The organism is Glutamicibacter sp. X7 (assembly GCF_054889245.1).
In genome coordinates this window covers 2,165,019-2,183,723 of record NZ_CM142678.1, presented here as the reverse complement: position 1 = coordinate 2,183,723, position 18,705 = coordinate 2,165,019, and the positions used below count along the sequence as shown (strand labels likewise).

Here is an 18,705-nt window from a genome sequence, read left to right as displayed (position 1 = left end):
CCCAGATATCCTGCACCCGCGGCGCAGCAGCACCCGTTCATCGACCAGCCCCCTTTCGGGCCCGGGCCTGACCTCGCGCCGCACGTAGATCCGAAAAGAGATTCACATGCTCCGCGTAGCACTGCCCAATAAGGGCGCCCTGTCCGAGATCGCCTCCACCATGTTCAAGGAGGCCGGCTACCTCCAGCGCCGCGACAGCCGCGAACTGGTGATGGTCGACGAAGAGAACAACATCGAATTCTTCTACCTGCGCCCCCGCGATATCGCCGTTTACGTCGGGCGCGGCATCCTTGACGTGGGCATCACCGGCCGCGACCTCTACCTCGATGCCGACGTTGACGATAACGTCGAGGAACTGCTGCCGCTGGGGATCGGCAAGTCGGCCTTCCGCTTTGCCGCCCCGCGCGGAGCCTTCACCGACGCCAGCGAACTTTCCGGCAAGCGCATCGCCACCAGCTATGACATTCTGCTGCGCCACTACCTGCGCGATCAGGGGATCGACGCCGAGGTCGTGCGCCTCGACGGGGCCGTGGAGTCCTCGGTGCGCCTGGGCGTAGCCGACGCCATCGCCGACGTCGTGGAAACCGGCAACACCATCAAGGCCGCCGGCATGGAAATCTTTGGCGCCCCGCTGCTGCACAGCGAGGCGGTACTCATCGGCCGCACCAGCCACAGCCCCACCGGGCTGGAGGTGCTCATCCGGCGCCTGTCGGGGGTGCTGGTGGCACGCCAGTACGTGATGCTGGACTACGACGTGCGCCGCGACCTGGTGGAGCAGGCCTGCTCGCTGACCCCCGGACTGGAATCGCCCACGGTCTCGGATCTGGCCGACTCCGAATGGTGCGCCGTGCGCTCGATGGTGCGCAAGTCGCAGACCAATAACATCATGGACGAGCTCTACGACCTCGGCGCCCGCGCCATCCTGGTCAGCCAGATCCACGCCTGCCGTATCTAGCCCGCGCACTAAGAGAAGGATCTGAGATGACTGTTGCCATCCGCGTGATTCCCTGCCTGGACGTCGACGCCGGCCGTGTGGTCAAGGGCGTAAACTTCGCCGGACTGCGCGATGCCGGGGACCCGGTCGAGCTGGCCCGACGCTACAACGAGGCCGGCGCCGACGAGATCACCTTCCTGGACGTCACCGCCTCCTCGGCGGAACGTGAGACCACCTACGACGTCGTCTCGCATACCGCCGAAGAGGTATTCATCCCGCTCACCGTCGGCGGCGGGGTGCGTACCGCGGCCGATGTGGACCGCCTGCTGCGTGCCGGGGCGGATAAGGCCTCGATCAACACCGCCGCGGTGGCCCGCCCCGAGGTGATTAACGAGATCACCGAACGTTTCGGTTCGCAGGTGTTGGTGCTCTCGCTCGACGCGCGTCGCACCGCCGACCCGGCGATCGCCTCCGGGTATGAGGTCACCACCCACGGTGGGCGCACCGGCACCGGGCGCTGCGCCGTGGCCTGGGCCCAAGAGGCCGCCGAGCGTGGGGTGGGGGAGATCCTGCTGAACTCGATCGATGCCGACGGCACCAAGGACGGCTTCGACATCGAGATGATCGCCGCGGTACGCGCGGCCGTGAACGTTCCGCTGATCGCCTCCGGTGGGGCCGGAAAGCCCGCGGATTTCCCGCCGGCCATCGCCGCCGGGGCCGATGCGGTGCTCGCCGCGTCGATCTTCCACTTCGGACCCAAGGATATGATCGCCCAGGTCAAGCAGGCCATCGCCGAGGCCGGCTACCCGGTGCGGTAGCCAGCGGTCCGGGTCGAGCAGGCTACGTGGACCACCGCGGGGCGGGTGTTGTTGCGAGCGCAGCAACACCCGCCCCGCGGTGCGTTAAGAACGGTGCGTTAAAGCCAGAACAGGTTGCGGGCTAGAGCCCGGGGGTAAAGCCCTGCAGGGCCCGTAGCCCGGCCTCGCTGCCCTCGAAGGTCACCAGCGACTTCGAGGTGCGCCCGTAGGCATGCAACATCAGCTCGGAGACGGTGCCGGTGATCACCACGGCATTATCGCCCTTGCGGGCGGCGAAGCGTCGACCGTCGGGCAAGGCCAGCATCACTCCGAACTTTGCCTTGCGGTAGAGCAGGGAGCCCTGCCGGGTCAGCGACCGCCACAGGATCCGCTCATAGTCGGCGTCGAGCACCCGCGGGGTCCATTGAGCGCGGGCCCGGCGCACATCCTCGGTATGCACGAAGAACTCGCTAATGTTCGCGGCGTCGGCCACCGCGGGCAGGCTAAAGGGGCTGAGTTTGGCCGGGCCGAGCCGAAAACGGCGCACCAGCGCGGTATAGGACTCGGGGCGCCGGGCACTTTCGGCGAGCTGGTCGATCTTCTTCTCCAGCCGACCCGACAGCGGGGAGATCACGGTGCCCGCCGATAGCCACGAGTTTTCCCGCAACACCAAATGGGCGGCTAAGTGACGACTGCGCCAGCCCTCGCAAAGGGTCGGGGCGTCCGGGCCGGCGGCCAGCAGGGCCTCGGCCAGCGCGATGCGCGAAGCGTGTACCAGATCCACAGTACGAACGTAGCACGATGCCGTCGGCGAACCTACCTTCGGCGCGCGTCACAGAGCCGGGCGTTCGGCGCGCACAACGCGTATCCTAGGGATGATGTCTACTTCTACACCCGATACCCCCTCGGCGGCCCCCGAATCCGGGCTTGACCCGGCGATCGCCGCACGGCTGAAACGCGATGCCAACGGTTTGGTGGCCGCCGTCATCCAGCAGTACGACACCGGCGCGGTGCTCATGCTGGGATGGATGGACGACGAGGCCCTCCACCGCACCCTCACCACCGGTCGGGTGACCTTCTTCTCGCGCTCCCGCCAAGAATATTGGCGCAAGGGCGATACCTCCGGGCATAGCCAGTGGGTCAAGTCCGTGGCCTTGGACTGCGACGGCGATGCACTGCTGGTGCGCGTGAACCAGGTCGGGGCGGCCTGCCACACCGGGGCGCCGACCTGTTTCACCGACCGCGAGCTACCGGCGGTCAGCGGGCAACGGCCCATCGGCTGACCGGCGAAGCAGCACAGTAAAGGGTTTGCGCCGCCGCGAGACGGCGCCGAAACGGCAGATGAACAGCCACCTCGGTGGCGAAAGTGAATGTGATGAAAGAACTGGGCACGATTTTCCCCTCCCGCGAGGCCTTCCTCGAGATGGCCGCGAGCCGCCGGGTGATTCCGGTGACGATCAATGTGCTGGCCGATGCGATGACCCCCATCGGCCTCTATCAGGTGCTCGCCGCCGGGCGCCCGGGCACCTTCCTGCTCGAATCCGCGGCCGCCGGCGGCGTGTGGAGCCGGCATTCCTTCATCGGGGTCAACTCCCCGGCCACGCTCTCGGCCCGGGCCGACGGCACCGCCTACTGGCAGGGCAACGCCCCGGTCGGGGTGCCCACCGAAGGGGTCGGGGTGCACATTCTGCGCGACACCGTGCGGGCGCTACACACCGACCCGTTGCCGGGGATGCCGCCGCTGACCGGCGGCATGGTCGGCTTCCTCGGCTGGGACTGCGTGCGCCACTGGGAGCATCTGCCGCACCCGCCGGCCGATGACCTGCAGCTGCCGGAGCTGAGCATGAACCTTGTCGGGGACCTGGCGGTGCATGACGCCGCCGAGGGGATCATCACCCTGGTGGCCAACGCCATCAACTTCGATAACTCGGAACAGCGCGCCGAGGAAGCCTACGACGCGGCCGTTGACCGCCTGCAACAGATGCTGCGCTCACTGCAGGCGCCGCTGCAGGCCGGGGCCAGCGTGCTGCACGGCACCGACGTGGACGCCGAACAGCTCATGGAGCAGGTCACCCACTCCTGGGACGAAAACGAGTACCTGCAGGCCCTGGCGCAGGCCAAGGAGGCGATCGTCGACGGCGAGGTCTTCCAGATCGTGGTTTCGCGCCGCTTTGAACTGGAAACCTCCGCCGACGCACTGGACGTGTACCGGGTGCTGCGGGCCACGAACCCCAGCCCCTACATGTACCTGTACAACTTCGTCGACGAGCGCGGCACCGAGTTCCAGGTGGTCGGTTCCTCGCCCGAGGCGCTGGTCACCGTCAACGAGGGGCATGTGGTCACGCACCCGATCGCCGGTTCACGACCCCGCGGCAGCAACTACGAGGCCGATCAGCTGCACGAAAAGTCGCTGCTGGCCGACGAGAAGGAACGCGCCGAGCACCTGATGCTGGTGGATCTTTCGCGCAACGACCTGTCCAAGGTGTGCCGGGCCGGATCGGTGGAGGTCACCCAGTTCATGGAGGTCGAACGCTTCAGCCACATTATGCACCTGGTCTCCAACGTGGTCGGCCGGCTGCGTGATGATGCCGACGCCTACGACGTGCTGGCTGCGACCTTCCCGGCCGGAACCCTCTCCGGGGCGCCGAAACCGCGGGCCCTGCAACTACTCGACCAATACGAGCCGCACCGCCGCGGCGTCTACGGCGGGGTGGTCGGCTACCTGGACTTCGCCGGGGACATGGACCTGGCCATCGCCATCCGCTCGGCCCTTCTGAAGGACGGGCGGGCCTACGTGCAGGCCGGGGGAGGCATCGTGAACGATTCGAAATTCGCCGACGAGGCGTTGGAAACGGTCAATAAGGCCGCCGCGCCCCTGCGCGCGGTCTACGCCGCCGCCACCTTGCGCCAGGCCGCCGACCACGAGCAGGCCCAGGCATGAGCCGGCTGGTCACGCGGCGTAACGCGACCCTGCTCGGCCTGCTCGGGGCGCTGCTGGGCATGTTCACCGCCACCCGCACCTGGGTGAGCGTGACGGTGCAGTCCTCCACGGTGCAGGTGCCGCAAATTGCGGTGACCGGATCCGAGGCCGCCCCCAGCGTCACCGCGCTGTGCGTGGTGGTGCTCGCCGGGTCGTTGGCCCTGCTGATCGCCGGGAAACTCGTGCGCTGGGTGATCCTCGCGATTAGCGCGCTCGCTGGCCTCGGGGTCATTATTGCCGGAGCCGGGGCGCTGGCCGACCCGGTGGGCGCCGCCTCCGGGCGCGTGGGCGAAGCCACCGGGCTCAGTACGGTCACCGCCGACTACCAGCTCTCGGCCATCCCGGCGCTGGCCATCGTGGCCGGGGCGCTGATTCTGCTCTACTGCGTGCTGGCCCTGCTGGCCGGTTCACGCAGCACCGCCAGCAAGCGCTTCAGCCGCCAGCCCAGCACAACCACCGGCCCGGCCACGCCGGGCTCCGCGGCCCCGGCCGACGGGCAGAGCCGTCGCATCGATGACTGGGAGCGGCTCTCGCGCGGTGAAGACCCCACCGACTAGGTCACGTGCGTCGAAAAATATGTGAACCACGCCCGCAGGTGGCAGAATAGGTTACGACGTTTAGCGGCGATGGCCCGCCCCGGTCCCAGTGGACGGGGGAGGGCAAGCGCCGGAATCAACAGCAGCAAAGGGAGACGTTCTTAAATGTCGCAGGACACCCAAATCGATCCGGTACTAACCGAAGAGCTCGGCCACGGCAATTCCATTGCCGCCTGGGTCTGCGTCGGCGTGATGATGATCGGCTTCATCGTCGGCGGCATTGCCTTCGCCTACACCGCCTGGACCATCGTGTACGTCTCGGCCGGCATCGTGGTTCTCGGCCTGATCCTGGGTTGGATCATGAAGGCGGCCGGGTTCGGTGTGGGTGGTCCGCGCAGCGGAGCTAAGCACTAAATTGACCGTTCTTGACGAGATCATCGCGGGCGTCCGGGAAGACCTGGACGCCCGTCGCTTAAATACGCCACTGGACAGTGTGAAGGCCGCCGCGGCCGCCGCGGCACCCGCCCACGACGCGCTGCAGGCGCTTGGTGCGCACCCGCCACGGGACACCACCTTGCGTGTCATCGCCGAGGTCAAGCGTCGTTCGCCCTCCAAGGGTGCGCTGGCCGATATTCCCGAACCGCACCAGCTGGCCGCCGAATACGCGGCCGGGGGAGCGAGCGTGATTTCGGTGCTCACCGAGCGGCGCCGCTTCGGCGGGTCGCTGGCGGATCTCGACGCGGTGCGCGCCGCCGTGCAGATCCCGGTGCTGCGCAAGGACTTCACCGTCGACGAGTACCAGATCTACGAGGCCCGCGCCCACGGGGCCGACCTCGTGCTGCTGATCGTCGCCGCCTTGGACGACGCGACCCTGCGTCGCTTCCTGGAGCTCACCCACGAGCTGGGGATGAACGCCATCGTCGAAACCCACACCCCCGAGGAGATTTCCCGGGCCGTTGCGGTGGGCGCCAAACTCATTGGCGTGAACGTGCGCAATCTGAAAACCCTCGAGGTGGATCCGGCCAACTTCGCGGCGCTGGCGCCGTTGATCCCCAGCGACGCGGTCATCATTGCCGAGTCCGGGGTGGAGAGCACCGAGCAGGTGCGCGACTACGCCGCCGCCGGGGCCGACGCGATTCTGGTCGGCGAGGCGCTGGTGAAGCACGCCGATCCGCGCAGCTCCGTCGCCGATTTTATCGCCGCAGGCAGCGCCGCGAAGCCCGCGCGCTAACCCGACGAGAACCGAGAACACGAACCTAGAAGAAAGTAGAGGGATGCGATGAGCTCCGACGAGAACTCGCTGAAACACGCCTCCGGTCCATACTTCGGCCAATTTGGTGGCCGCTGGATGCCCGAGTCGCTTATGGCGGCCATGGACGAGCTCAACGACACCTTCGAGAAGGCAAAGGCCGACCCCGAATTCATCGCCGAAATTCGCGAGTTGAACGCGAACTACTCGGGCCGTCCCTCGCTGCTGACCGAAGCCAAGCGCTTCTCCGAGCTGGCCTGCGGCGGTGTTCGTGTCTTCCTCAAGCGCGAGGATCTGAACCACACCGGTAGCCACAAGATCAACAACGTGCTCGGTCAGGCGCTCCTGGCGAAGCGGATGGGCAAAACCCGCATCATCGCCGAAACCGGCGCCGGGCAGCACGGAGTGGCCTCGGCCACCGCGGCGGCGTTGATGGGCCTGGAGTGCGTGGTCTACATGGGCGCCGAGGACACCCGCCGGCAGGCGCTGAACGTGGCGCGCATGCAGCTGCTGGGCGCCACCGTGATCCCGGTGACCGTGGGCAGCCAGACGCTGAAGGACGCGATCAACGAGGCGCTACGCGACTGGGTGGCCAACGTGGAGAACACCCACTACCTGCTGGGTACCGCCGCCGGCGGCCACCCGTTCCCGGCCATGGTGCGCTACTTCCACGAGGTGATCGGCGAAGAGGCCCGCGAGCAGATCCTGGCGCAGACCGGTCGACTGCCCGATGCGGTCACCGCCTGCATCGGTGGCGGCTCGAACGCCATCGGCATCTTCCACGGTTTCCTCGATGACCCCGAGGTCGAACTCTACGGTTTCGAGGCCGGCGGCGACGGGGTGGACACCGACCGTCACGCGGCCACCATCACCCTGGGACGCCCCGGGGTGCTGCACGGGGCGAAGAGCTACCTGATGCAGGACGAAGACGGGCAGACCATCGAATCGCACTCGATCTCCGCCGGTTTGGACTACCCGGGCGTGGGCCCGGAGCACGCCCACCTGGCCGAAATCGGCCGGGTGAACTACGAACCGATCACCGACACCGAGGCCATGGACGCCTTCAAGCTGCTCTGCCGCACCGAGGGAATCCTGCCGGCCATCGAGTCCTCCCATGCACTGGCCGGCACCATCAAGGTGGCTCAGCGCAAGCTGGCCGCCGGGGCCGACCCGGCACAGACCATCATCATCGCCAACCTCTCGGGACGTGGCGACAAGGACGTGGGCACCGCGGCGGCCTGGTTCAACCTGATCGACGAGCAGACAGCAGCCAAGGAGCAGTAATGACCCGCGTGAGCAGTGCAGAGAAGATTGCGGCCGCCCGTGCCGCCGGCCGCCCGGCGCTGATCGGCTACCTGCCGGCCGGTTTCCCCGACGTACCCACCAGCATCGAGGCCGCCGTCGCGCTGGCCGAGAACGGCGTGGACATTATCGAAATCGGCATCCCGTACTCCGACCCGGTGATGGACGGTGAGGTCATCCAGCAGGCCACCACCGCCGCACTGGCCGGTGGCTTCAAGGTCAACCAGGTGTTCGAGATCGTGCGCGGCATCACCGAGCGCACCGACGCCGCGGTGATGGTGATGACCTACTGGAACCCGGTGTTGCGCATGGGCGTTCAGGAGTTCTCACGCCGCTTCGCCGAGGCCGGAGGCGCCGGTCTGATCACCCCGGATCTGGTGCCCGACGAAGCCGACGAATGGCTCGACGCCAGCGAAAAGTACGATCTTGAACGCGTGTTCCTGATCGCGCCGAGTTCCTCGCCCGAACGCGTGGCCCGCACCGTGGAAGCCTCCTCGGGCTTCATCTACTGTGTCTCGCTGATGGGCGTGACCGGGGCGCGCAGCGAGGTTTCGGCCGCCGCGCAGTCCGTGGTCGACGCCGCGCACGCCGCCGGCGCGCAGAACGCCTGCGTCGGACTCGGGGTGTCGCGCCGCGAGCACGTCGAACAGATCGGCTCCTACGCCGACGGGGTGATCGTCGGCACCGCCCTGGTGGCGGCGCTTCGCGACGGCGGGGTTCCGGCCGTCGGCGCCCTGGCCGCCGAACTGAGCGGACGCGCCTAGTATGACGTTGCTGAGCATGCTGCCGGCCTCCATCCCCTCGCCGCCGGAAGAATTCTCGAAGTTCTCCATCGGTCCGCTGACCATTCACGCCTACGCGCTGTGCATCCTCGCCGGCATTTTGGTGGCCCTGTGGCTGACCAACCGCCGGTTGCGCGCCCGCGGCGGCAATGCAGACATGCTGTGGGATATCGCCATCTGGGCGATCCCCTTCGGCATCGTCGGCGGGCGGCTCTACCATGTGCTGATCACCGACCCCGCCTACTATCTGGGGGTTGGCGGCGGCACCGCCCACTGGGCCGAAATACCGCAGCTCTGGCTCGGCGGCCTGGGAATCATGGGCGCGGTTTCGCTTGGTGCGCTCGGCGCGTGGATCGGTTGCCGACGCACCGGGATCCGGCTCTCGGCCTTCGCCGACGCCGCGGCCCCGGGCGTGCTGTTGGCCCAGGCCTTCGGGCGCTGGGGTAACTGGTTCAACCAGGAACTCTTCGGTTCGCCCACCACCTTGCCGTGGGGGTTGGAGATCGACCCGACGAGCCACAACTTCCCACCCGGGCTTCCGGCCGACACCCTGTTCCACCCCACCTTCCTCTACGAATCGTTGTGGAATGTGCTCGGGGTGCTGGTGCTGTTGGCGCTGGATAAGAAGTTCCAGCTCCACCGCGGGGCGATGTTCTGGTGCTACGTGATCTGGTACGGCATCGGCCGCACCTTCACCGAGTCGCTGCGCATCGACGCGGCCGAATCCTTCCAGATCGGCCCGCTGGATCTGCGCATCCACCAGTGGCTGGCCATCGCCCTGGTGATCGGTGGCGTGCTGGCGCTGAGCTACGTGCTGGCCCGGCTACGCCCGACGGACAACGGTGAAATATACCTGCCCGGCCGTGCCCCCGAGGCCTCGGTCGACGCGGCGGAGCCGAGCGAGCAGCCGTCGAACACTCAGAATCATCCGGGGGAGCAGCCCCCGGCAACGGACCGGTCCAGCTAGCCAGCAGGATCTACGCCACGTCATCAAAGCCGCCCGGGTGGGGCACGGTGTTCCGTGCCCCACCCGGGCGGCTTCTTCACAATTGGCGGTGAGCGCCGCAACACTGTATCAATTAACGTGTTAGTAACGTCACGCCCCATGCTGATGGGATGTTTAACACGTTTGAAACATAAGCGCGTGCCTGAGTGAAACATCGGGCGCGTAGCGTAGAGCTCAGTTAATTGAGCAACGCACCACAATGACGTGGGCGCCGAAGAGCCCGTACCGAATGTGCCGCACCCACCGGTGAACAGTGTCATCCGTGCAGCGGGCCCTCGGTGGCATGAGCCGCGCCCGTCCCACCCCTTGCGTGCGCCGCAGCTTAAGCCGCCTTAGACCTGCAACCTGCAATGGTTGTGCCGTATCGTCGAAAGGCCACACCTATGAATCCCCAAGGAGCACAGCTAAACGCTTCGCCAGGGGTCGGCGGGGAGATCTCCTCGCCCTACTCCCGCTTCGCCGCGCTGCCCGAGGCCCAGGGCCTCTACGACCCAGCGGCCGAGAAGGACGCCTGTGGCCTGGCAATGATCGCCACCCTCGACAACAACCCCACCCACGAGATCGTGCAGGATGCGTTGACCGCGCTGCGCCGTCTCGAGCACCGTGGCGCCATCGGCGCCGACGAAGGCACCGGCGACGGTGCCGGCATTCTGCTGCACATGCCCGACGCCTTTTTCCGGGCCACCACGAATCTCGAGCTGCCGGCGGCCGGTGGCTACGCCGTCGGCGTCGGCTTCCTGCCCGCCGACGCCGATGAACTGGCCGAGACCCGCACCGAACTCGAAGCCCTCGCCGAGGAAGAAAACCTGCGCGTCATCGGTTGGCGCGAGGTGCCGGTAGATCCTTCGGTGCTCGGTGCCTCCGCACGCGCCGTGATGCCCAGCATCGTGCACTTCTTCGTCGCCGACGCCGCCAACGAGCGCACCGGTCGTACCCTCGACGCCGCCTGCTGGCGCATTCGCCGCCGCGCGCACAACAAGCTCGGCGTGTACTTCTCCTCCTTCTCCTCGCGCACCCTGGTCTACAAGGGCATGGTCTCTACCGCCCAGCTCGAGCCCTTCTACCCGGACCTGTCCGACGAGCGCTTCACCACCCGCTGCGCGATCGTGCACTCGCGCTTCTCGACCAACACCTTCCCGTCCTGGCCGCTGGCCCAGCCCTTCCGCACCATCGCGCACAACGGTGAGATCAACACCGTTAAGGGCAACCGCAACTGGATGCGTGCCCGCCAGTCCACGCTGGCCGGCGAACTGCTCGGCGAGGTCCCCGAAGAACTGTTCCCGATCTGCACCCCCGGTGCCTCGGACTCGGCCAGCTTCGACGAGGTGGCCGAAATGCTCATGCTTTCCGGGCGCGAAGTCACCGAGGCGATCATGATGATGATCCCGCAGCCCTGGGAAAACGACGAGTCGATGGACCCGAAGCTGCGCGCCTTCTACCAGTACCAGTCGCTGCTGATCGAGCCCTGGGACGGCCCGGCCGCGGTGTGCTTCACCGACGGCTCGATGGCCGGCGCCGTGCTGGACCGCAACGGTCTGCGCCCAGCCCGCTGGTGGGTCACCGACAACCAGAAGCTGGTCCTGGCCAGCGAGGTCGGTGTGATCGACGTCGACGAGGAGCACATTGTCGCCAAGGGCCGCGTGGCCCCGGGCAAGATGTTCGCCCTCGACCTCGAGGCCGGCCGCATCATCGACGACGCCGAAATCAAGTCGCAAGTGGCCGCCTCCAAGCCATGGGACGAATGGGTCGCCCAAAACCTGAAGTCGCTGGATGACTACCCGGACCTGGAGCATGTGCACCACACGCCCGGTTCCATCCGCTTGCGCCAGCTGACCTTCGGCTACACCAACGAGGAACTGCGCATTCTGCTGGCCCCGATGGCCAGCACCGGCGCCGAGCCGTTGGGCGCCATGGGCACCGACACGCCCATCGCCGCGCTGTCGGACCGTCCGCGGCTGCTTTTCGACTACTTCACCCAGTCCTTCGCCCAGGTGACCAACCCGCCGTTGGATGCCATCCGCGAGGAACTGGTGACCTCGATGGGCACCACGATCGGCCCGGACGGCAACCTGCTGAGCCTGGATCGAGTCCCCGAATGGCACCTGAGCCTGGACTACCCGGTGCTGAGCAACGACCAGCTGGCCAAGATCTCGAACTTGCGTGACGACGACGGCTCGAAGCTCGCGCTGAAGGTTCGCGGTTTGTACCGCCCCTCCGGCGGCGAGTCCGAGCTGCGCGCCCGCCTGCAGGAAATCTGCGAGAAGGTGTCGGCCGCGGTCAACCGTGGGGTGCGCTTCATCGTGCTCTCCGACCGTGACTCCACCGCAACTTGGGCGCCGATCCCTTCGCTGCTGCTGACCTCCGCGGTGCACCATCACCTGCTCAAGAGCTCCACCCGTACCCGGGTGTCGCTCATTATCGAGTCCGGCGATGCCCGCGAAGTACACCACATTGCCCTGCTGATCGGTTACGGCGCGAGCGCCATCAACCCCTACTTGGCGTTGGAAACCGTGGAGCAGATGGCCGACGAGGGCCAGCTGCCGGGGGTCAACGGTGCCAAGGCGTCGAATAATCTCACCAAGGCCCTGGGCAAGGGCGTGCTGAAGATTATGAGCAAGATGGGCATCTCGACGGTGTCCTCCTACTGCGGTGCGCAGACCTTCGAAGCGGTGGGTCTGTCCCAGCGCGTCGTCGACCAGTACTTCACCGGCACCATCACCAAGCTCGACGGCATCGAACTGGATGTGGTGGCCGACGAGGCCGCGGCACGGCACGCCCGCGCCTACCCGGAGAGCCCCACCTCGAGCCAGCTGGCCGAACTGGAGGTCGGTGGCGAATACCAGTGGCGTCGTGAAGGTCCGCCGCACCTGTTCGACCCGCAGACGGTGTTCCGCCTGCAGCACTCTACCCGTACCCGTCGCTACGACGTGTTCAAGGAGTACACCAAGGCCGTCGACGATCAGGCCGCCGAACTGAAGACCCTGCGCGGGCTGCTGAAGTTCAAGACCGAGGGAATCACCCCGATCGACATCGACGAGGTCGAACCGGTCAGCGAGATCGTCAAGCGCTTCGCCACCGGTGCGATGAGCTACGGCTCGATCTCCGCCGAGGCCCACGAAACCCTGGCTATTGCCATGAACCGGCTCGGCGGCAAGTCGAACACCGGTGAGGGTGGCGAGGACCCCGAGCGTCTGATGGACCCGGAACGTCGCAGCGCCGTGAAGCAGATCGCCTCCGGACGCTTCGGTGTGACCAGCCTCTACCTGAGCAACGCCGAGGACATCCAGATCAAGATGGCCCAGGGTGCGAAGCCCGGCGAGGGTGGCCAGTTGATGGCGCAGAAGCTCTACCCGTGGATCGCCAAGACCCGGCACTCCACCCCGGGCGTGGGGCTGATTTCCCCGCCACCGCACCACGACATTTACTCGATCGAGGACTTGGCGCAGCTGATCCACGACGCGAAGTGCTCGAACCCTTCGGCACGCGTGCACGTGAAGCTGGTCTCCGAGTCCGGGATCGGTACCGTGGCCGCCGGTGTGGCCAAGGCGAAGGCCGACGTGGTGCTCGTTTCCGGGCACGACGGCGGCACCGGCGCCTCACCGCTGAACTCGCTCAAGCACGCCGGCACCCCGTGGGAGATCGGTCTGGCCGAGGCCCAGCAGACGCTGATCCTCAACGGCCTGCGCGATCGTGTGACCGTGCAGGTCGACGGCCAGCTCAAGACCGGCCGTGACGTGCTGATCGGTGCCCTGCTCGGCGCCGAGGAGTTCGGTTTCGCCACCGCCCCGCTGGTGGTCTCCGGCTGCATCATGATGCGCGTCTGCCACCTCGATACCTGCCCGGTGGGTGTGGCCACGCAGAACCCGTTGCTGCGTGAACGCTTCTCCGGCAAGGCCGAGTTCGTGGTGAACTTCTTCGAGTTCATCGCCGAAGAGATCCGCGAACTGCTTGCCTCGCTAGGTGCCCGCACCCTCGATGAGGTCATTGGCCGTGTCGAGCTGCTGGACACCACCGAACTCGACGAGAGCTTCAAGGCCAAGGGCATGAACCTGGCCCCGATTACGCACGTGCCGCAGGTCGAACTTGCCGCCCGTCGTCGTCGCATCGGTCAGGACCATGGTTTGGAAAACCACCTCGATCAGGAGCTGCTGCGCCAGGCGCAGGGCACGCTGACCGACCGGATTCCGAGCTCGATCAACGCCGACATTGTCAACACCGACCGTTCGGTGGGTACCCTGCTGGGGCACCACGTGACCAAGACCTTCGGCTTGGACACCCTGGCCAACGACAGCATCAAGGTGCAGTTGGCCGGTCGGGCCGGACAATCGCTCGGCGCCTTCCTGCCCGCGGGTATCACCCTGGATTTGGCCGGCGACGCAAACGACTACGTGGGCAAGGGCCTGTCCGGCGGTATTATCGCCGTGCACCCGCCAGCCTCGACGCTGACCAACCCGCAAGACCAGGTCATCGCCGGTAACGTGGTGGGCTATGGCGCCACCAGCGGCCAGATGTTCATCAGTGGCCAGGTCGGTGAGCGCTTCGCGGTGCGTAACTCCGGGGCGACGATCGTCGCCGAAGGCATCGGCGAGCACGGCTGCGAGTACATGACCGGCGGTCAGGTGCTGATCCTCGGCGGTACCGGGCGCAACTTCGGCGCCGGTATGTCCGGCGGCGTGGCCTGGGTGCTGGACTTCGATCCGGCCAAGCTCAACCCGTTGGCCGCGGCCAACGAGGACCTGCTGATTTCCGAGCTGACCGACGAACAGGCCGACATGGTCTACGCCCTGCTGACCGAGCACGTGGCGCGCACCGCGTCGCCACTGGCCCAGCGCCTGCTCGTGGACTGGGCCGAAAGCCGCAGTCGATTCTCAAGCATCATCCCGCGCGATTTCGCCGCGGTGCAGCAAATTCGCAACGACGCGCAGGCCTCCGGGCAGAACCCGGATTCCCCGGCGGTGTGGAACAAGATTTTGGAGGTGACCCGTGGCTGATCCTCGTGGTTTTCTTTCGGTGACCGAACGGGTCACGCAGCCCAAGCGTCCGGTGCCCGTGCGCATCATGGACTACAAGGAAGTGGTGGCCCGCCAGGACGCCGGCACGCTGAAGGCCCAGGCCTCGCGCTGCATGGACTGCGGCGTACCCTTCTGCCACACCGGCTGCCCGCTGGGCAACCTGATTCCGGAGTTCAACGACCTGACCTACCGTGGTCAGCTCGACGACGCAGCCAGCAGGCTGCTGCAGACCAACAACTTCCCGGAACTGACCGGTAAGTTGTGCCCGGCACCCTGCGAGTCCTCCTGTGTGCTGGGGATCAACCAGCCGGCGGTGACCATCAAGCAGGTGGAGGCCGAACTGGCGAACCACTTGATGGATGCCGGCAGCTTCGCCCCGCAGCCTCCGGCGCGTCACACCGAGCACCGTGTGGCCGTGGTCGGCTCCGGACCGGCCGGTCTGGCCGCCGCGCAGCAGCTGACGCGTGTGGGCCACACCGTGGCCGTGTACGAGCGCGACGCCAAGATCGGTGGTCTGCTGCGTTATGGCATCCCCGACTTCAAATTGGAGAAGGACGTCATCGACCTGCGCCTGGAGCAGATGGAAGCCGAAGGCACCATCTTCCGCCCCGGCGTCGAAATTGGTGTGGACATCAGCTGGGATGAGCTACGCCGCGACTACGACGCGGTGATCGTTTCCACCGGCGCCACGGTGCCGCGCGACCTTCCGGTGGAAGGCCGTGAGCTCGATGGCGTGCACTTCGCCATGGAGTACCTGGCCGACTCCAACCGCGTCGTCGCCGGCGAGCAGGAAGAATTGACGATCGACGCCAAGGGTAAGCACGTGATCATCCTCGGCGGCGGTGACACCGGTGCCGACTGCTTGGGCACCGCACTGCGCCAGGAAGCTGCCAGTGTGACAACTCTCGCGATCGGCAAGAAGCCGCCGATGGAACGTGGCGAAAACCACCCGTGGCCCATGACTCCGCTGGTTTTTGAGGTGCAGTCTGCCCATGAGGAAGGCGGCGAACGCAGCTACCTTGCCTCCACGGTGAACTTCATCGGCGAGCAGAATAAGGTGATCGGTGTTACAGTTGCAGAGACGGAATTCGTCGCTGGCAAGCGCCTCCCGAAGCCGGGCACCGAAAAGGTCATCAAGGCCGACTTGGTGTTGTTGGCCCTAGGGTTCACCGCGCCGGAGACTTCCGGTCTGGATGAACAGGCTAGTATCGAATTCGACAACCGGGGCAATGTCGCCCGAGATGGCTACTACATGACGAACGCCGACGGCGTGTTCGCTGCAGGTGACGCCGGACGGGGGCAGTCGCTGATTGTCTGGGCAATCGCTGAAGGGCGGTCCTGCGCAGCGGCGGTGGATCGCTACCTGACCGGTTCCAGCACCCTGCCGGCGCCCGTGGCACCGAGTGATAGAGCCATCAGCATTATCTAAATGACATGGGTTTCGATGATGCGCGTCAGCCGGGTCCGGCTGACGCGCATTTTCTTACACCCGGTACAGCGAAAGGCATATGGCTGACGGTATGAGACGCGCAAAGATTGTGGCCACCTGGGGACCAGCCCTGGCAAGTTATGAAAACACCGTAGCAGTACTGCAGGCGGGGGTGGACGTGGCTCGCTTGAACATGAGCCACGGCGACCACTCGATGCACGCAAAATCACTGGAAAACGTTCGCACCGCGGCGGCAGAGATCGGCCGTGCGGTCGGTATCTTCGCCGACCTGCAGGGTCCGAAGATCCGCCTGGGACGTTTTGCAAACGATGAAAAGTACATTCTCGAAGCCGGTGAGAAGTTCACCATCACCATCGAGGACGTACCGGGGGAGCGCCACATTTGCTCCACCACCTTCAAGGGACTGACCGGCGACGTCAAGCCCGGAGATATCCTGCTGATCAATGACGGCAAGGTCAAGCTCAAGGCCGTTGAGGTCACCGACACCGAGGTGCGTTCCGAGATCGTCGTCGGTGGCGAGGTCTCGAACAACAAGGGCATCAACCTGCCCGGCGTGGCCGTGAACGTCCCGGCATTGAGCGAAAAGGACGAGGATGACCTGCGGTGGGCCATCCGCGCCGGCGTCGACATGGTCGCTTTGTCCTTCGTGCGTAACGCCGAGGACATCAGCCGCGTCCACGAGATCATGGACGAAGAGGGTCGCCGCCTGCCGGTGATCGCGAAGATCGAGAAGCCGCAGGCCGTCGAGGCCCTCGAAGACATCATCAACGCCTTTGACGCCATCATGGTCGCACGTGGCGACCTGGGTGTGGAGCTTCCGCTGGAAGACGTTCCGGTGGTGCAGAAGCGCGCTATCGAATTGGCTCGTCGCTGGGCTAAGCCGGTGATTGTCGCCACGCAGGTGCTCGAGTCGATGATCGAATCGCCGACCCCGACCCGCGCCGAAGCCTCGGACTGCGCCAACGCAGTGCTCGACGGTGCCGATGCGGTGATGCTCTCGGGCGAGACCTCGGTCGGAGCCTACCCGGTGGAAACCGTGCAGACCATGTCGCGCATCATCTCCTCCACCGAACAACACGGTTTGGACCGTATCCCGCGCCTGGGTTCGAAGCCGAAGACCCGCGGTGGCGCCATTACGCGTGCAGCCGTGGAAATCGCGGACCAGCTGGATGCCAAGTACATTGTGGCCTTCACCCAGTCCGGCGATTCGGCTCGCCGTCTGTCGCGATTGCGCCCGAAGCGCCCGGTGTTGGCCTTCACCCCGCTGCAGCAGACCTACAACATCATGACCTTGATGTGGGGTATCGATGCGCGTCTGGTGGACTACGCCGATCACACCGATAAGATGACCGCACAGGTCGATCAGGCCCTGCTCAGCGAGGGACTGGCCGAAATCAACGACGTGGTGTGCATTGCCGCCGGTTCGCCTCCAGGGCAGGCCGGCTCCACCAACTCGCTGCGCGTGCACAAGGTTGGCGACTTGGCTGACGCCGGTCAGCTGGTGGAGGGTAAGCCGATGCCGGACCGTGAAAAGGTCGGCCCGTGGGCCGAAGAGAACGTCCGTCCCGACGGCAACGTCTAAGCCGCGCTAGCCGACGACGGTAGTTAACACCGGAGGGGCTGTTCCTCCCGCCATGGCGGGAGGAACAGCCCCTCCGGTGTTTTGCTGAGCCTTGTTAGGTTCGGTTATTTGACCTGATCGATCACGGTCTCGGCGACCTGACGCATCGACAGTCGACGATCCATGGAGGTCTTCTGAATCCAGCGGAAAGCCTCTGGTTCGCTCAGGCCCATCTTGGTGATCAACAGGCTCTTGGCACGATCCACCAGCTTGCGGGTTTCGAACTGCTCGGCCAGATTGCTGACTTCCTCCTCCAGCGCACGGATTTCGTCGTGGCGGGAGATGGCGATTTCGATGGCCGGCGTGAGATCGGCTGGGGTGAAAGGCTTCACGACGTAGGCCATGGCGCCGGCCTCGCGGGCGCGGTCTACCAGTTCCTTCTGGCTGAAGGCGGTGAGCAGCACGACCGGAGCGATTCGTTCCTTGACGATCGCCTCGGCGGCGGTGATCCCGTCCATGACAGGCATCTTCACGTCCATGAGAACCAGATCGGGCTTGAACTCGCGGGCCTTCTCGAGGGCCATCTGCCCGTTATCGGCTTCCGCGACCACGTCATAGCCTTCGGAACGAAGGATCTCGACAATATCCAGGCGGATGAGCGTCTCGTCCTCGGCCACAACTACGCGGCGGGCGGTGGTGGGAACCTCCGAAGGGATCTTGGTGATTTCTGGTAACTCGTTCATCTGGCTCCTTCTTTCACGGCAGGACGGTGTCGCGTGACGAATGGTGATCTACAGCTGGATTCAGCGGGTCGATCTCAGTTTCACATCTAAGCCTACTTGCATGTAACCTTGATTCGTCGATGACGCTCGTAGCGGATTAGGAAATCTGCGAAAGGTCACGTAAGATCGATAAAGTGCCAGCCCAAGTGGCGGAATTGGTAGACGCGCCGCACTCAAAATGCGGTTTCGAAAGAAGTGTGGGTTCGAGTCCCACCTTGGGCACCAGCAACACCTCGAAGCAATTTAGCTTCGGGGTGTTTTTTGTTGGGTCCTGGAAAATCTTGCCTGAGACATGGCGCACGAAAAATGTTGTT

Annotated in this window: 15 protein-coding genes and 1 tRNA gene; 14 read left to right on the top strand and 2 right to left on the bottom strand. The window is 65.7% G+C overall.

Translation table 11 applies throughout. From position 1 onward, the window contains the following. Nucleotides 1–106 precede the first annotated feature (106 nt). Both hisG and hisF read left to right on the top strand, forming a co-directional pair. Complete coding sequence (gene hisG, locus ACYU0X_RS10455; RefSeq protein ID WP_309406694.1) at nt 107–955, top strand: ATP phosphoribosyltransferase; 849 nt, start codon at nt 107–109, stop codon at nt 953–955. A 26-nt stretch (nt 956–981) separates the two neighbouring features. After that, entirely contained in the window at nt 982–1,752 is a 771-nt protein-coding gene (gene hisF, locus ACYU0X_RS10450) for an imidazole glycerol phosphate synthase subunit HisF (RefSeq protein ID WP_309406696.1), read from the top strand. A gap of 121 nt (nt 1,753–1,873) precedes the next feature. Here hisF and ACYU0X_RS10445 read toward each other — a convergent pair whose 3' ends face one another. Further along, nucleotides 1,874–2,515, bottom strand: coding sequence for a TIGR03085 family metal-binding protein (locus tag ACYU0X_RS10445; protein WP_418906877.1), 642 nt, complete (start codon nt 2,513–2,515; stop codon nt 1,874–1,876). A gap of 94 nt (nt 2,516–2,609) precedes the next feature. Here ACYU0X_RS10445 and hisI point away from each other — a divergent pair, with 94 nt between their 5' ends. From hisI to pyk, 11 genes are all read left to right on the top strand, one after another. Further along, entirely contained in the window at nt 2,610–3,014 is a 405-nt protein-coding gene (hisI, locus tag ACYU0X_RS10440; RefSeq protein ID WP_461900601.1) for a phosphoribosyl-AMP cyclohydrolase, read from the top strand. 92 nt (nt 3,015–3,106) lie between these two features. Beyond that, entirely contained in the window at nt 3,107–4,672 is a 1,566-nt protein-coding gene (locus ACYU0X_RS10435; protein WP_461900600.1) for an anthranilate synthase component I, read from the top strand. After that, on the top strand, nt 4,669–5,268 hold the full coding sequence (locus ACYU0X_RS10430; protein ID WP_461900599.1) for a Trp biosynthesis-associated membrane protein: 600 nt from the start codon (nt 4,669–4,671) through the stop codon (nt 5,266–5,268). Before ACYU0X_RS10435 ends, ACYU0X_RS10430 begins: the two co-directional genes overlap by 4 nt. A 144-nt stretch (nt 5,269–5,412) precedes the next feature. Beyond that, nucleotides 5,413–5,661 carry an HGxxPAAW family protein gene (locus tag ACYU0X_RS10425; RefSeq protein WP_418906873.1) on the top strand — a complete coding sequence of 83 codons (249 nt, stop codon included), beginning with the start codon at nt 5,413–5,415 and terminating at the stop codon, nt 5,659–5,661. Between the two features lies 1 nt (nt 5,662). Beyond that, a complete protein-coding gene (trpC, locus tag ACYU0X_RS10420) occupies nt 5,663–6,478 on the top strand; it encodes an indole-3-glycerol phosphate synthase TrpC (protein ID WP_461900597.1) in 816 nt (271 codons plus the stop codon). 48 nt (nt 6,479–6,526) lie between these two features. Continuing rightward, on the top strand, nt 6,527–7,780 hold the full coding sequence (gene trpB / locus ACYU0X_RS10415; protein ID WP_461900595.1) for a tryptophan synthase subunit beta: 1,254 nt from the start codon (nt 6,527–6,529) through the stop codon (nt 7,778–7,780). Further along, complete coding sequence (gene trpA, locus ACYU0X_RS10410) at nt 7,780–8,562, top strand: tryptophan synthase subunit alpha (protein WP_461900593.1); 783 nt, start codon at nt 7,780–7,782, stop codon at nt 8,560–8,562. The genes trpB and trpA overlap by 1 nt, the downstream gene beginning before the upstream one ends. Nucleotide 8,563: 1 nt before the next feature. Then, a complete protein-coding gene (gene lgt / locus ACYU0X_RS10405) occupies nt 8,564–9,547 on the top strand; it encodes a prolipoprotein diacylglyceryl transferase (protein ID WP_461900591.1) in 984 nt (327 codons plus the stop codon). Between the two features lie 422 nt (nt 9,548–9,969). Continuing rightward, nucleotides 9,970–14,577 (top strand): glutamate synthase large subunit, encoded by a 4,608-nt coding sequence (gltB, locus tag ACYU0X_RS10400; RefSeq protein WP_461900590.1) that lies wholly within the window; start codon nt 9,970–9,972, stop codon nt 14,575–14,577. Then, a complete protein-coding gene (locus tag ACYU0X_RS10395; protein ID WP_418906867.1) occupies nt 14,570–16,027 on the top strand; it encodes a glutamate synthase subunit beta in 1,458 nt (485 codons plus the stop codon). Before gltB ends, ACYU0X_RS10395 begins: the two co-directional genes overlap by 8 nt. A gap of 91 nt (nt 16,028–16,118) precedes the next feature. Further along, the gene (gene pyk / locus ACYU0X_RS10390) at nt 16,119–17,630 is read left to right on the top strand and encodes a pyruvate kinase (RefSeq protein WP_418906866.1); all 1,512 of its coding nucleotides are present in this window, start codon (nt 16,119–16,121) and stop codon (nt 17,628–17,630) included. Between the two features lie 104 nt (nt 17,631–17,734). Here the strand turns inward: pyk and ACYU0X_RS10385 are convergent, their stop codons facing one another. After that, nucleotides 17,735–18,352 carry an ANTAR domain-containing response regulator gene (locus ACYU0X_RS10385; protein WP_418906865.1) on the bottom strand — a complete coding sequence of 206 codons (618 nt, stop codon included), beginning with the start codon at nt 18,350–18,352 and terminating at the stop codon, nt 17,735–17,737. A gap of 179 nt (nt 18,353–18,531) precedes the next feature. Between ACYU0X_RS10385 and ACYU0X_RS10380 the strand changes: the two genes are divergently transcribed. Continuing rightward, nucleotides 18,532–18,616, top strand: a tRNA-Leu gene (locus ACYU0X_RS10380). The last annotated feature ends 89 nt before the right edge of the window (nt 18,617–18,705 follow it).